This window comes from Membranihabitans marinus (assembly GCF_021729155.1).
GTDB classification, from domain to species: domain Bacteria; phylum Bacteroidota; class Bacteroidia; order Chitinophagales; family Saprospiraceae; genus Membranihabitans; species Membranihabitans marinus.
This window is the reverse complement of record NZ_JAJQYA010000057.1, coordinates 1-16,839: the sequence shown is the minus strand read 5'-3', so window position 1 is coordinate 16,839 and position 16,839 is coordinate 1. Positions and strand designations below refer to the sequence as shown.

Sequence of the window (16,839 nt, the reverse complement as noted above, 5' to 3'; positions counted from 1 at the left end):
AAAAATGGTAAACATTGAATTGTCCGAACTTGATTTGTCATGATTTATGCCTAATTAATCTTCGTATATAATATCTATAATTTTATCTAAATCCGTTTAAAAATTAAAATATGATATTGCAACAATCCCGCCAAATCAACACTGTATACACTTTATGGAATCTCGTCATGCCACAGTATCAAGACGAGATTACATGGAATTTGTTGATAATTTTAGGACTATCACCTTTAGGCGCAGTGAGAATTCGCTGTCGAATTTTATAGTAATCACGCCGGAGCCACTGGCTCCGGTTCCCTCAATTTTAATATATTATTATTGAAAAATAAAATTTAATACTTATCAATATAAATGCAGTCTCGTCGCAGCGCAGTGGCTAACCCACCCGAGGTACAGTGACCTCGGCTCCCTCATCCAATCCACATTTAATGGATTGGGTACTTCGTACTATATTCGGTCGTTCTCGCCAGAGCCCGATTTACGGGCCAACCCATCCACGACGTGGTGGTCGTGGCTCCTTCATCCGGCTTACCCACCCAAAGCCAGTGGCTTTGGTGCCTTCGTCATTGGTAGATTGACTACCAATGGTCCTGCGGACCCTACTCAGTTAGATTTAGTTCATCTGGTTGCTCTTTGAGCAACTTTATTCAGTCGTGCACTTTGCTCGTTCACCCACGGCTATTAGACTACGTCCACTTCGACCAAGCTCAGTGCGCCGCTTTCAGGACTTTTTTAAGCTTGAATGGCATGATCTCATCGAAATTCGATAGGTTTTTAGCCACTTCACCTCGATTGGGTTCGACACTGTGCCGAGGCGTGATCTTTTAATTCATTTTGAGGACTGTCAGACTATACCTCCACTTTCAACCTTAGAAATCTTCTAGAAATAACTCTTAGCATCAGATGGTCTAATTTCTGTCAAGCTGTCGTTGTAATGCCGCAAATCCTTACGCACAAAAGGATGGTTTGCAATATTTTCAATATGAATATCGATGCCCAATCCCGGTTTGTCCGGTATCATCATCTGCCCTTCTGTGAAAACAACAGACTCATCGGAAATATCAGCCCTCCACGGTACATCACTACTCATGGTTTCCAATAAATAAAAATTGGGAATACATGCAGCCAACTGAAGAGTCGCTGCATTGGCCACAGGACCACTGGGATTGTGTGGACATATCGGGATATGATAAGATTCCGCCATGGCAGCTATCTTTTTAATCTCAAAAATGCCACCTGCATGGCTTACATCGGGCTGAATATAATCAACGGCTTTTAAGTCGAATAAACTTCTAAACTCCCATCGATTATACAGTCGTTCTCCACCAGAAACCGGCACTTTTATCCGCCGTTTGACCTCAGCCAATCCTTCCAGATTTTGAGGTGGAATAGGTTCCTCATACCATAAAATATCAAAATCCTCTAAAGCATGACCAATCTTCACCGCAGTGGGCACATCAAACCGACCATGAGCTTCAATGATAATATCGGCCTTGTCTTTCACCGCCGAATACACAGCGTCTACACATTCCATTGCTCGGTTTAAATCTGGCTTAGAGATATTTAAATAAGAAGAGCCAAAGGGATCCCATTTCAAAGCTTTAAATCCCATATCTACCGCTATCTTAGCTTTCTCTGCAAATTCATCTGGAGTCTTGGCAGGAGCAAACCATCCATTGGCATAACAGGAAATCCCATCTCTCACCTTTCCTCCTAATAATTGATATACCGGGACACCGAGGTCCTTGCCCTTAATATCCCAAAGCGCCATTTCTATGGCTGACAATGCAGACATCAATACCGGTCCACCTCTCCAGTAGGCATCTCTATAGATGGTATGCCAAATATCTTCAATCCGATGTGGATCTTTGCCCTTTAAGTAGGGAATCAATTCCTTAACCGCCTCTACAACGGCATGCTCTTTAAATTCTAGAGTCGCTTCCCCAATCCCATATAATCCATCCTCACTGGTGAGCACTTTTACAAATACCCAATTGGTACGATAAGCATGGCATATATGTGTTTCAATCCCAGTTATTTTCATAATAATTACGCTTTAAATATTCAGATTCAAATAAATGAGATGAATTGATTAATCAATCCATCACCCTGTTCAAGCACAATACTGCTCACCCCAATCTACCTAAAATACAGTCCTCCGTTTACATCCAATACTGTCCCTGAAATATAGTGAGCCTCCTCACTACACAAAAATGATACCGCATAGCCAATATCTTCTATTCGACCCAGTCCCATTGGGATAGTGGTCTCTAATTCTTGCACCCCATCATCTCCATGGGTTTTAAACAATAGATCAGTCCCAATAATCCCTGGAGCCACGGCATTGACATTGATTCCCAGTGGAGCTCCTGTTCTGGCCAATGTCCTCATCATTCCCAATTGCCCACTTTTACTGGCCGCATAATGAACGTGGCCAAACAATGCCCCTCGATGGGCAACTACAGAAGTGATGAATACAATTTTTCCATTTTTCTGATCTTTCATAAAGTTCATGGCCAATTTTGAACAGTAAAAACCACTGGTTAAATTGGTATTTAAAATGCGATCCCAATCATTTTCATCTATTTCAAAAATATCTTTATCTTGGGAAATACCAACATTATTGATCAATATATCCAGCTTACCAAACCTTTCTTTTATAGTTGCAAACAGATTCTCCACCTCAGATAATTGACTCACATCGGCCAATATTTCTATGGCCTGTCCACCCGACTCATTAATTAATTCAACAACACTATCGCCATTATCTTCATTTGGCAATCCATTTACGATGACATAAGCTCCTTTTCGAGCCAGTTCCAAGGCTATTCCTTTGCCTATTCCACGGGTCGACCCTGTAACCAAGGCCAATCTTCCTTTTAAATCACTCATAATTCTATTCTATTTAATTCTCCTATTGTAGAGCTACCCTCCTTATATATATTCAATATTACCAGAGCCCACTCCTCTTCTTTAAATTCTCCCTTTCCAACAACTTCATCAATATGCAACTTTTGCAATGGATCGACAGATCCTATAATGCGTTCAAAAACCACCTCGTCTCTGAGATTCATGACTTCCAACTTGGCCAATCCTTCATAAAAGCAACCAAATCCTCCAGTAATGTGAATGTCATTGTCATCATATTTTACCGACAGTGGCTGTGCAATCACTCCTACTTCTCTGTTTCCCAAGACCGACAACATCTTTGGGATAGTACAAATCCTTATTTTATATGAAAATTCTACACTCTCTCCTTTGCCAATCTTTTTAAGTGGTGACAACAATTCGACTTCCAAATAAGGAGGTGTCGTAATTAGCTGATCGTCAAATGATTTTACTTGACCACGAGAATAAATCATTCCTCTTCCTTGTGTCCATATTTGCACCGATGTATCTTGAGGATATGCAGCGCCCTCCACATAATCGAATAAAAAAACGGCTACTTTCCCCTCACTTCTATCGGCATAAGCTACCCAACCTTCCCGATTATCAATGCCTATTTTTCCAACTAAATACTGATAATCGAGTACAATATTTTGGAATTCATCCTTTCTTACCTGTGGATTATTTACCAAACCATGAAGGACGGTATATCCCTTATCAAAATTTCCTCCTAGACATCGAGGAGAGGTTACGCAATACCTATTGACCGACTGTAAATCAGCTGAATTCATTTGGGCAACTGGCCACACTGACCATTCTGCAGCCGCATCGTGGTGATTCGTCATTTTAGCATGAATAACTATTTCCGAACAATCCTGATTCAATTCAATCGTTCGATCTATTTGCAATCCCGACAGGATTTCCACTTCACTCTTCAGGCTAATCTTCGTATTCCCCTCCACATTCATGACGGAAGACTGATAAACTCCAGTATCCAAAACGACATCGGGTGGCCCGGGCCACATATGATCTGAGCCCCATCCTTGAGGGCCTGGCCAAATCTTTTCCCCTCCGAAATTTTCCCATTGATCATCGTTGGTCTTACTATGCGGTTTTTGACCTTCTAAATTTTTATTGACAAATAAATATTCATATTCATTGGATAATATCTGCATCATTCTACCGCCAATCTCAGGTAGGATAAATACTTCCATCCATCGATTTTTCAAACGACTCACTTTCCAACCTTTATAATACTTGATATCAGTATCAATTTCCTTCAACTCCTCCATGGACTCTATTGTAATCTATTGCAAAATAAAATCGATATGCGATGAGTAAAACAATCCCACAAACCACCCAAATTATGGACAACAGTGATATACCCAATGACAACCCGATAATGGGTTTTAAATAACCCAAAATGACGGACGAAAGCGATCCCACCCCAAATCCGATCATAATCATGACTCCTGAAGCCGAAGAACGATATTGCCTTGGAATTACATCAAATAAAACCGTATAAATATTTGCTTCAAAAAAAGCACGTGCAAATCCAAAACCAGCAAATCCTATATAAACAAAGAATAAGTGTTGTGCAAATCCCATCATAAAGATAAATGGACTAGCTACCAGAAGACCTAGAGCCTGCATTAACAAACGCTTGGCTGGATCTTTCTGCGCCAATTTATCGGAAATTCTTCCCGCTATAATGATACCTATAAAAGCAAACAAATGGGTATAAAACATTGAATGAAACCCTGCTTGAGATAGGTTCATATTGAATTGTTCTTAAAGATAAGTCGGCGTCCAAGTTAGATATCCGACTAAGACAAAAATCAGGCCGCTAAAACTAATGGTCAACATTAAAGCTGATGGTGTTTTAAACAATACTTTCATCGCTTCACTAAATTTAACTTTCTTAGGTTCTATTTTATTTGCCCCCCCTTTATCTTTCAATCTAAAAATCATCACAACTCCGTGGATGACACCGACGGCTCCAAAGACATAAAAGGCTGCTCTCCATCCCCAGTTTTCAGCAACATACCCGGCCAAATACCCACTCAAAATAATCCCTATATAGTAGGAGGTTTGGTGGATGGACATCGCAAAAGCTCTTGCCTTTTCATGATAATTTGCTAGTAAATTGTAATTGGCAGGAGCGAAAAAAGCCTCTCCTCCTCCAGTGGCAAAACTCCTCGTCAAAATCAACATAAATAGACTGTTACTTAATCCAGTAAACATTGTAGCTATACTCCAAAAAAAAATACTTAAAATAATGATCCATTTTCTACTATAAATATCCCCTACATAACCAGCTACTGGTACCAAGACAGCAAATACCAAATTAAAACCCGTAGCGATCCACCCAATCTGGATATCACTCAATCCTAGATCTTGCCGAATCAATGGAAGAACTACATTAAACACTTGTCTATCAGCCTGGTTTATAAAGAAAGCTAGCCACAGTAGTAATAATACTTCCCATTTATATGCCCAATTCAATTTCATCTTTAACCATAATTTTTTTGAAATATTTACAATGAAAAAACCACTATGCTGTAGTGTGGTGTAAATGTAAATTAATTTAAAATATTATTGTAAGTTTGAATTAACTTTTTAAAGATTTTTTGAGTTATAAATTATATCTTAGATTCGATTGAGTTATATTAATAGTATTATGAGTTCACAAATCACAATTGACACAAATTCACAAACACCTGTATACAAACAACTTATAAACAACATTCAAGCTCTAGTCAACTCAGACATTTTGCAAAAAGGAGACGTACTTCCTTCACTAAATGAATTGTCCCATCACCTAGGAATTTCAAAAGAAACCGTAAAAAAGTCGTATGTACATCTTAGAAATAAAGGAATTATTGAATCCGCTCACGGGAAGGGATTTTACATCGTGGATAAAATCAAAGAAAAAATATCAATCCTCCTTATTTTCGACAAAATAAGTTCCCACAAACAAGTATTACTCAATTCTTTTACAACGAATCTTAATGATAACACTGAAATCACCATTAGATTACACAATCAAGATATTAGTCTATTTGAAAAATTTGTCGAGGAAAATATTGACCGTTTTGATTTCTTTGTCATTACTCCTCACTTTCCTCTGGACGATATCAGCCAAAAAAGAGTGATTAAGATTTTGAAGAAAATACCAAATCGTAAACTCATCCTTCTCGATCGAAAGATCGAAGCCTTACGGGGTAATTACGGCGTCATTTATCAAGACTTTGAAATAGATGTATATAAAGGATTGAGTCTGGGAATTGATACTATGAAAAAATTCGATAAACTTAAAGTTTTCTCAATGCCCGGAAGTCTCTATGCCCGATTAATTGAAAAAGGGATCTCCCGGTTTTGTTCAGAAAACAAGTTACCATATGAAATCTTACATGATATTGATATTAATACAATTCAAAAAAACGAGGTATACCTAGTAATAAACAGTCAATTAGATTCCGAACTGATAGAACTTATCCGCACAGCCAAAACCAAAGATTTAAAAATCGGAAGTGATATTGGAATAATTTCCTACAATGAATCACCTATCAATGAAATTATTCTGGACGGTCTTACGGTAATATCTACTGATTTCACAGAAATGGGTAGACTAGCAGCAAAAATGATAACGACTAAATCATTTGAAAAGGTAAGATGTAATTTTTTGATGATTCGTAGAAGCAGTTTTTAAGTTATCACAGTACCTGTTCAAATAAGTTTATCTGCTTACCTTAATGAAATATGAAAAAATACAAAATAACGGAAAACGAATCGTTACCAAAGAATAATAAGATCACATAAAACCGGGGACTTATACACCCAAATGGAAGTATGAATGCATAAGAAGTTTTGGTTCTTTCAGACAGTCTACAATCTATCCTTCGTAGAACCAAAACCTAATATACAAAACTTTTAGATAAGAGACTGTCATATTAATATACAATGGTATAAATTTGAGATAGATTCCTATCTCTTCATCTTAGTAAAGATGAATAATTTAACTGAATTACTTTCCAGTGTTGAATTCATTTTTTGATTATAATTTCTAGGATCTGCTATTTGATTCAAAGTATATCCATCAATAGAAATATTAACTTTCTTTTTGTCCATTCCCTTATTCCATACTACTACTCCAATTTCATCACTATTTTTATATCCTTTACTTAAAATATCATCGTCTCCTTCTTCATAAATAATAACTTTATCACTTAAAAATTCACCGAATCTAGTAAATCTTTTAAACTCATTTTCAAATGTAATAAGAGATTTAACATAACTCATCGATTCCATTAATGATATCGATTTAACTTTTTCAAGATCGGGAGGATCATTTACAAGATTATAATCTTCACTTGTCGGTATCTTACCTGTTTTCAAATAATTAACATCAGCAGTATATCGTGTCTCTATTTCATGTCTCAATCCATACAGAAAAGCATAATTAGCATCGGTTTTTGTAAGCATTGGATTGGGATTTCTTTGAGTAGTAATAACTTTAGGAAAAGTATATAAATACAAATCAGGAAATGCATACTTAGAAGGACTATAACCTTTTCCCAAACCATGTGTATAATCGATACTTCTAACCACACTACTATTGGTAGTTTCCGTCATTACCACAAAATCCTTGTTTCTATTTTGCAATTCGGTTCTAATTTCTGAAATAAGCTTGAGTCTATCTTTCGTATCACTGTATCCAGGCTCGTGACTATGAAATTTAGAAAAACACAATTCTGGGGGTAAAACCCCAAGTTGATCGTATAAAATTCCATCAGCTCCCAATTCTTCGGCTTGAAGTGCCAACTCGTACATTGTTTTTTTCCACAAATTAGAAGACACACACGCCCTTGCAAAAACAATAGGAGATCGATTGTTGTGTTTTACATAAAAATCCATTACTGGCTTTTGATCAGCTCCCAATATCATCGCATTAATTCCATTGTGTTCATAAAAATCTGTGCCACAATCAATCAACTTTCCATTTGCATATAAAACAATCCTTTTCCCCCTTTTTTGAGCTCGTTGTATTGCTTCTTTTAGTTCATCCTTTCCACCCATTAATGGATCCGGTAAAAAATTTGGATAAAGATGATCATGACCTCCATGAGCCCAACCAAACAATCCAAGAGTATTAAACCCAAATTTATCTGCTAAATCACACAAATCATCAAGGCTCTTATAAGGCCACATTACATTTCCATTTTGTTGTTTTAGTATAGCTAGCAACCACCCATTATCCATCTGAACCCAATCTGGAGATTTGGCCACTTCAAAATATTTTAAGAACCAAGTTCTATATATTTCAGATGCCCCAAACCAATCACCCGAATAAAATTGAATATTGAATTCTGGCAAAGTAAATTGACTATTATATACTAAAGTATTAATTTCTGAAGCATACATGTTTTGGGTTTCCCTTGAAACCACTATATCCGTTCTATATTGTAAGGAATCATGAGTACCCATATACACTCCATTGTGACCATCATTTAAAGTAAACCATGGTAGAGATGACCAAGCGCTAGGGTATGATATAGTTTTTTTATTACCAAATCCATTACCTTCAATATACCGTTCCCCAAGCCCTTCAGGCCAATATACAGTTGGCGACTTTCCTTCAAAATTCCATCTAGTAATTTTTGGAAAAGTTATATCCCCAAATATCCAGTCATCAGAAATAATATCTCCACTCCCCGAAAAAACAAAAGCATCATTTTTTGTACTTATATTAAATTGTATTTTAATGCTATCATCTATTTCATAGAAAGAAGATTTAGAACCTGATATTATAATGGTATCATTTTCCATGTAAAATTCAAGATCTAAATCAACAACCATTTTTTTTCGAGGGTTTAACTTACTGGAGAGTTTTACCAATCCCAAATCATTTACTGATGAATTTAAAATGCAAAATGATCTATTCGATAAATAAATATTAATTCTCTTATCCCTATTTATTTTCAATTCTGCATTTGAAGTATTAATAACAAACTCACCTGATGTTTGACTACTAACACTATTAATAAAAAGATAAAAAACAATAAATAAAAACATCCTATCTACCATAAATATATTTTTAATTAATTAACATAAAATCACGCGCACTACTCCTGTAATTATTCTTCTGTATAAAAATTACAAATTATTCCCCAACTCAAAACAAACCTCTTGCCGAGTTTTTAACTTATAACATCAAAATGAGCATAATTCCTAAATATTTCATTCAAGCAATCCTACATTCACCTCCTATGCATCCTTATATATGTTATCAGTCTATACAATCAATAATTTCAATAACCATTCTCTTTGGCTAATTCAAACAATTATGCTTTTTCATCATTACCCCACCTCTCATCACCAACATACGGCCTATTAAAAATCATTAACCACCTTGTCATACCTTTCATACATTTGAAGGGATCAACATACTTTTATCAAGTGCTTTTCCAATTCTTATATTCCCTGGAACCGGTTTTCAACGAAGCTTTATACAAACTCATTATCGAAGTTGGACATATCCATTTCCCACTTGATTTAATAGGAATTTAAATAGAAACTAATTTTTTTGAAACTTGATTTTCTTGATCTTCAAGTCCCATAGTCGCTTCCCAATTTTAGCAACTAGATTAAAAATACCACTTTCTGCACTTGAAATTACATTCCCTTAAGAAGACATCTTATTTTCAAGATGAATTATCCTCCCCCGCTCATCAACAGATAGTTTAAGCTTATCATCCTCAATGCTCCATTCCTGAATATCTTCTTTTAAACTTTCAATGCCATAGCTAAAATTAAACACGAATTGGCTTAAAAAACTAAATATAAATATCTGTATTTCATATAATAAAATTTAGTATCCAGGATTTTGATCTTCCATGCTAAGTGCTGCATTCGCATCTATTTCAGCCGAAGGAATCGGAAATAGTTTTGCATTAGGATTAATATTTTTACCGAGGCTTTCAAGTATTTGAGGATATACACCGGTTCTCAATAAATCAAAAAGCCGCTTGCCTTCAACCACAAATTCGTGACTTCTTTCTAAAATCACAGCGTCTCTAAATTCTGACTGAGAAAGACCTGTTGGTAAATCCACATTAGAACTTTCATTTATGGGTAAACCATACCCTCTACGTCGAACCATATTGACCGCATCATAAGCATCTTGATTAGGTCCGCCATTAGCTAGGGCTGTAGCCTCTGCATACATCAACAAGACATCAGCATAGCGATAAAGAATAGGGTTTATAGGACAACTACTTACTCCTGTTTCTCCTGGAGCATTCCACTTACCAAAACCTGGATAAGGTCTTGAAGTGTTGTATACACTCTTGTAGGTTCCATCTTTGGATAAATACTCATCATAGACAGAAAATTGTCTCCTTAAATCTTGATTATCCCAAGACTGCCACATTTCAGACTCTTCTTCTACCTGCCAAACTTGGGCTCCGTTAGCACAATTAGCATTATCTGTCCCCCCGACATGTGAAAACGATGCCATCCAATTCCCCGAATTAATACCATCAAATACTATGGAATAAATAATTTCCGGATTATGTTCATTGTCAGAACTAAAAATATCACTATAATTTTCTAGTAGAGAATAATTACCAGTATTTATGAGCTCTTCCGCTTTAGCTGCCGCTTCAACATACTTTTCCTGTGTTAAATAAACATCTGTTAACATCGCCTTCGCCGCTCCACTCGTAACTCTACCAAACTCCACTGATGGACGAGTTGATGGCAAGTTTTCTTCTGCAAAAATCAAATCACTAGTTATAATATCATAAATATCTGATATTGTTTCTTTATTTATTATCGCTGAACTCTCATCCAATACCTCTTCTACTATTAAAGGAACACTACCCCATAGACGAACTAGATTAAAATACATATTTGCTCTTAAAAATCGCGCTTCTCCAATATATGAATTCTTTAAATTCACTTCCATCTCAATATCAGGTATGCGATTAATTGCAACATTTGCATATTTAATCACAGAATACATTCCTGCCCAAAACTCATTTAAATAAGGATGATCTGGTGTAAAGTTAAAATCATCCATTTGTAAAAAAAGTGGATTTCTGTGAATAGTAACTTGATCATCCATTAGATGCACCAAATCATAAAACCACCGTCCATATACGGCATCACCATCTAGTCCACTATAAATACCTTCGATGGCTGCGTCTGCATCATCTGCATTTTTATAAAAATTTTCTGTGGAAATAAAAGAATAAATGTCTTCTTCCAATGGATTATTGCAAGACCCAAGGAATACTAGAACAAATAGGGATAATAATATTTTATTCGAATTTTTCATCTTTATGTATTGTATTTTTATAAACTGGCTTTTAATCCGATTGTAAATGTTTTCGTAGTAGGGTATGCACCAATGTCAATCCCTTTCAGTAAGCTTGCACCAGAGTTGGAACTCACTTCAGGATCATAACCTGAATATTGGGTTAGTGTAATTAGATTTTCTCCACTTATATAAATCATTAATCTGTTTAATGACACGGACTTCCAATTACTAAATTCATAAGCAAGACTTAAGGTCTTCACCCTAAAATAACTGGCATCTTCAAAAAATCGCTCAGACAACAATGGATTTACATTTGACAATCTTGGGTATTTTGCATTTGGATCAGGATTTTCACTAGACCAATGATCCTTAACTTCTGAAAGTTGGTTGCCATTTCTAGCAAAAGCATCTGCTATTGTAAATTTAGCAGCATTAAATATTGATCCACCTTGAACACCTTGAAATAAGGCACTAAATGTTAAATTTTTATATCTAATATTGGTATTAAACCCATAGATAAAATCAGGATATGGACTCCCCAAGACCACTTTGTCTTGGTCAGAAATCAATCCATCACTATTGACATCAACATATTTTTGATCCCCAGCCAATACTGATGGTTGAATGCTCTCAGCACCTTGATCACTATCCCAAAGTCCATCTTCCAAATATCCAAAGAAGGAAGACAAAGGATATCCCTCTTTTATTATATTCACATAAGAATCAATTGGAGACGCTAAGGTGCCAGCGAAAAATTGCCCCGTAGAGGTTGCCACTTTAAGCACTTCATTTCTATTGAGAGAAAAATTCCCTCCCAATGTAAATTCAAAATTCTTACGATCTAACAATACGGTATTTAATGCGAACTCAAATCCTTCATTTTTAATATCACCAAAATTCTTAAGGATATTAGTATATCCAGAGGAAAGCGATAATGGAACTGTTGCTAAAAGATCAGTTGTTAATTTTTTATAATAATCCAGAACGATGTCTATTCTATAATTAAACAAAGACAGATCAATTCCTGCATCAAATTGCTTGGTAACTTCCCATTTCAAATCAGGGTTTTGTAAAACAACTGGCACATATCCGATGGCTCTACTTTCATTTGCCCCTCTGATTGCCGACACAGAACTCAATCGAGACAAAGATCGATAATTACCAATTCCTTGGTTTCCTGTTACCCCATAGCTTAAACGCAATTTAAGGCCACTAACATCAGATATATCCTTCATAAAACCTTCCTCACTTACACGCCATGCAAAAGCTGCAGATGGAAAGATCCCCCACTTATTGTTCTCTCCCAATCTCGAAGAACCATCAGCTCTAGTAGAAAAAGTTAGTAAAAACCTGCTATCAAAGGAATAATTGATTCTCCCCAACCAAGATACAAGGGTATTCTTCTCCTTTGAAGAACTTGGAGTAGTCACCGTGCTACCAGAAGACAAATTATTTGTAGTCAAAATATCATTTACAAAGTCCATTGTTCCAGCTCCAAAGCTTGAAGAAATCTCTTCCTGCCAAGTATATCCTCCAGTAAAATTAAAATTATGCTTATCAACAAAAGTCCGATTATAAGAAACTATATTCTCCATCAAATATTCATAGGCATCTGATTCTGAAATACTCGCACGATTTAAACTAGACAAAAGTCTTTGCTGATAATAATCTGTTTTATTATTTGAATAGATTGCTCCGATACGTAAATTATAATCTAGTCCTTCTATAATTTGAAATTTAAAATTGGTATTCCCATTAAAAGTATTGCTGACTAGTTGATTAGATCTTGCATCAATTAATGAGATTGGATTTTCCCAAGTTGGATCAGATGTAGGCAGATCTTTTAATTCAAAATAATTTCCATCTTCATCATAAATAGGTGCCAAAGGTGGTGCCTGCAAAGCTCTAAATATTACACTACTGGGCGAAGCTGAAATTACAGACCTGTTAACTATTCCATGGTAAGCATTTATACTCGTTGAGATATTTAACCAATCATTGACTTCATTGTCCAAATTCAATCTAAAATTTCCATTCTTAAAATCCGAATTTCTAATGATTCCACCTTGTGTAAAATAATTGCCAAAGACAGCATATTTATTTTTATTATTTCCTCCCAAAATGGAAATATTATAGTTTTCCATTGATGCATTCTGAAACATTTCATCTTGCCAATCCGTTTCTCCAGGTAAATCATCCAAATTATCATAGTAAGGAGATCGACCTATATTTGTAGCCTTTTCATTCGCTAGAATAGCATAATCCTTAGCACCTAATAAATCAAGCTTATTTCTTACTGATTGCACACCATAGTAGGCGTCAAAATTAATAGATGGAGCACCCTCTCCTCGTTTGGTAGTTATTATGATCACTCCATTTGCCCCTCTTGTACCATAGATCGCAGTAGCTGATGCATCTTTTAAGACTTGAATTGATTTAATATCATTGGGATTGGGAATAGAACCGGAAGGAAATCCATCTACTACGTATAACGGATCATTACTCCCATTCATTGAATTACCGCCTCGTATTCTTACGATACTTCCCCCTCCTGGCTGGTTATTTCCTTTGATAATCTCTACTCCTGCAACCGATCCTTGCAACATAGAAGACACATTATTCAAGGGAGTCAGTTCAAAGTCATCGGTATTAATTGATGACACACTACCGGTCAAATCACTTTTCTTTACCGTCCCGTAACCGACAACGACAACTTCGTCCAAGGTCTCTGAAGAAATTTCTAAACCAACTTCTATAACTTTGCGGGCATTCACTGGAACTTCACGAGTCAAATAGCCTATATAAGACACGATCAAAGTATCGCTGCTACCTACATCTGACAATGTAAAGCCCCCATCGAAATCGGTAACCGTACCCTGTTGACTTCGCTTATTGATAACAGTAGCACCGATCAACGTCTCCCCGCTTTCCGTGGAGATCACTGTTCCATTGATAGTTTGTGCTTCGGCGGCTAGACCAATTACCATCAGGCCGATAAGCAACCAGAGCTGTCGACAGCCCTTGACGGTTTTTTCTCTAAATTGTTTTTTAATTTTTTTCATTACCTATTATTTCATCCATTATTGTAATTAATTCACAAAGTATACTGTGGTGTAGTGTGAACCATTCATTGCAAATGTATATAAAATTTTTAATTGCCTAATAATTAAAGCAATATTTTTTTATGCCAGACTACAATACACTACAATAAATTGCACAACGAAAACAACAACACCAATATAATATTTTGTAAAACCCACTTCAAATTATTAATGATAAGTAAACATTAGGCGGCTTAATCAAAAAATAAACTTTGATTTTGCCATCCAACAGAAGCATTTTGCACAATAATATCTGGATGAAAAAAATAAGTTATAATACCAATTAGGTTTTATGATGTCGGTTAAGATTTTGAATGACTGAATGTAGTTATTCAATAGAGCAAGCCGATAGATTAAATATTCATCGAAAGAGTGAAGTCATGCCACAGTGGGCATTACTAGAATTTATAAAAACAGACGCAGTGGTTTCTATATCAAATGGTCTGAATGTTTTTATCAGAATTTTAATTTATGATATTCGACCAATTATTTTGTCCTCCTATTTTTATTGAATCTCGTCATATTAAGGTGGGCATGGCCGGACAAATAATTCGAAATATACCCGACAATTATAAATACAATTGGGCTAATCCTCCAGCCAGGAACAATTCTTTAAACGAAGAAAAAATTTGATAAAAATCCTAGCGAATGAGACTACTTCCCTTTCTCTTTCACAATACGCTTTAAAGCCTCAACCACAGCTTGGTTTTCAAGAGCAATATTCTTTACTTCATAGGGATCTTGGATTTCATTGTACAATTCCACACCACCGTCTTTATGCCATATCATGCGATATTCATCTGTGCGCACCGTAGTTGCTTTGTTATTGTAAGCCAATGCAGGATGCCCACTACGCTTAGGCTTTTTAATTTGTGGCATTAATGATTGGCCGACCACAAAATCTGGTTTTTTCACCTCAGCCAAATCACATAAGGTCGGAAATATATCCACGGTCTCCACAATAGCTCGGCTGTTTTTTCCACGCTTTTTCATATTGGGATAGTCAATAATCAAAGGCGAATGCAAGGCTTCATTGTACAAATTATGCTTGCCCCAAATTCCGTGTTCGCCAAGATTCCAACCGTGATCGCCCCAGACTATGACAATAGTATTTTTATCGGCACCAGTCTCCTTCAACTTGGCCATAATCCGACCAACTTGAGCATCGGCAAAACTGACACAAGCTGCATAATGACGCCTAACTTCAAGGGCAAATTCAGCATCTTCTCTTGCATCCTTTCCCCAACGATTGTACTGATTAAACTCTCCCGATCCATGCCAAGTAGATAGGCCTTCCGGTTTTTCTGGATGGGGAACCACAGGCAATTCCACATCTTTGTACATATCATAATACTTCTTCGGCGCTCCAAATGGAAGATGAGGCTTAATGATACCCACGGCTAGAAAAAAGGGCTGCTCCTTATCCGAAGCCAACGCCTCTAATTCCTCCAAGGCCGTCTCTACAATTAAACCATCGGGATAAATATTGGCCTCACCTTCTACAGATTGATATACATCCATAGTGCCTCGCCCCTCTCTTATTTCTCCATGAGCCAATCCGTGCATACTGCCTCGTGGATGCTGCCACTCACCGACTGGCATAAGATGTCGATCCCATGCATTGGGCATCTCAATCACTGTATCGTCATCCCAATCATCTCCTCCTCTACCTCCAGGATGGTGAGACACCTTACCCACAGACACCGTGGTATACCCATTGGTTCGAAACCATTCCGGCATGCTAGGCTTTACATCTTGAGGATTGGATTTCAATTTCTCTGCACGCTGAAACAATGCATTGTTCCCCGGAGGACCGTACAAGCCAGTCAATAAGGTATATCGAGATGGACCACAACTCGGGGAATTAACATAATGAGAACGAAATGCCCGCCCTCGATTGGCCAAGGCATCGATATTAGGAGAATGAATATAATCTGCACCAAATGACTTCAATTCCGGTCTTAAATCATCGATACAAATCAGTAAGATATTTTTTTTCGGAACACTTTGTGCTGAAACGAAGTGTATACCAATGATCAATACCCCAATTATTATTCCTCCTATTTTATTCATTCTATTCCTATTTCCAAATAATTAATCCAATAAAAGTAGATCTTTTTTGGGAATAACAATACCATAATGAGTTGATTAAGGAATGAAAGTACGACTCCATTGGGTCGAAATTATTGACAGCTGATTTGCTATTTACATGTGAAGTCTTCAGGTTCAAATCAAATTTACCAATGAGGATAGTGTCTATTATAAAATGCAACTATTTTAATTACTTAAATCAAATCGAAAGATCTGATCCTACCTCTAGCTCGGAGAATTAGCTTCTTCCATAAAAACCAAACTCATATTCGCAAGCAATATTTATGTGTAGTTTGCTTATGAACCTGAAGGGTTCAAATGTTATAGCCGTGGGTGACCGAATGCAGCTCAAAGAGCCAAATGACTACTAAAGGCATTTGATGAGGGAACCGAGGGATTATTCCCTCGGGTGGGTGAGGTCTATAAAGCATCAAACAATGT

General features: G+C 36.5%; 10 protein-coding genes. 1 reads left to right on the top strand and 9 read right to left on the bottom strand.

Features of this window, described 5'->3' with window-relative positions; translation table 11 throughout:
• Nucleotides 1-877: 877 nt before the first annotated feature.
• The 5 genes from dgoD to LVD51_RS19435 form a co-directional block, all read right to left on the bottom strand.
• Nucleotides 878-2,041, bottom strand: a complete 1,164-nt coding sequence (gene dgoD / locus LVD51_RS19455) for a galactonate dehydratase (protein WP_236973048.1) — start codon at nucleotides 2,039-2,041, stop codon at nucleotides 878-880.
• Nucleotides 2,042-2,136: 95 nt separating this feature from the next.
• On the bottom strand, nucleotides 2,137-2,889 hold the full coding sequence (locus tag LVD51_RS19450) for an SDR family NAD(P)-dependent oxidoreductase (protein ID WP_236973047.1): 753 nt from the start codon (nucleotides 2,887-2,889) through the stop codon (nucleotides 2,137-2,139).
• Entirely contained in the window at nucleotides 2,886-4,175 is a 1,290-nt protein-coding gene (locus tag LVD51_RS19445) for a DUF4380 domain-containing protein (RefSeq protein WP_236973046.1), read from the bottom strand. Before LVD51_RS19445 ends, LVD51_RS19450 begins: the two co-directional genes overlap by 4 nt.
• Entirely contained in the window at nucleotides 4,153-4,662 is a 510-nt protein-coding gene (locus tag LVD51_RS19440; RefSeq protein WP_236973045.1) for an MFS transporter, read from the bottom strand. Before LVD51_RS19440 ends, LVD51_RS19445 begins: the two co-directional genes overlap by 23 nt.
• Before the next feature lie 12 nt (nucleotides 4,663-4,674).
• On the bottom strand, nucleotides 4,675-5,394 hold the full coding sequence (locus LVD51_RS19435; protein ID WP_236973044.1) for an MFS transporter: 720 nt from the start codon (nucleotides 5,392-5,394) through the stop codon (nucleotides 4,675-4,677).
• A gap of 148 nt (nucleotides 5,395-5,542) precedes the next feature.
• Between LVD51_RS19435 and LVD51_RS19430 the strand changes: the two genes are divergently transcribed.
• Complete coding sequence (locus LVD51_RS19430; RefSeq protein ID WP_236973043.1) at nucleotides 5,543-6,595, top strand: GntR family transcriptional regulator; 1,053 nt, start codon at nucleotides 5,543-5,545, stop codon at nucleotides 6,593-6,595.
• A 275-nt stretch (nucleotides 6,596-6,870) separates the two neighbouring features.
• On the opposite strand, the gene LVD51_RS19425 is transcribed toward LVD51_RS19430, so the two are convergent.
• From LVD51_RS19425 to LVD51_RS19410, 4 genes are all read right to left on the bottom strand, one after another.
• Nucleotides 6,871-8,970, bottom strand: a complete 2,100-nt coding sequence (locus LVD51_RS19425; protein ID WP_236973042.1) for a DUF6259 domain-containing protein — start codon at nucleotides 8,968-8,970, stop codon at nucleotides 6,871-6,873.
• 784 nt (nucleotides 8,971-9,754) lie between these two features.
• Nucleotides 9,755-11,224, bottom strand: coding sequence for a RagB/SusD family nutrient uptake outer membrane protein (locus tag LVD51_RS19420; protein ID WP_236973041.1), 1,470 nt, complete (start codon nucleotides 11,222-11,224; stop codon nucleotides 9,755-9,757).
• Between the two features lie 17 nt (nucleotides 11,225-11,241).
• Complete coding sequence (locus tag LVD51_RS19415) at nucleotides 11,242-14,268, bottom strand: SusC/RagA family TonB-linked outer membrane protein (RefSeq protein ID WP_236973040.1); 3,027 nt, start codon at nucleotides 14,266-14,268, stop codon at nucleotides 11,242-11,244.
• Nucleotides 14,269-14,961: 693 nt separating this feature from the next.
• Complete coding sequence (locus LVD51_RS19410) at nucleotides 14,962-16,380, bottom strand: sulfatase (RefSeq protein WP_236973039.1); 1,419 nt, start codon at nucleotides 16,378-16,380, stop codon at nucleotides 14,962-14,964.
• Nucleotides 16,381-16,839: the final 459 nt, after the last annotated feature.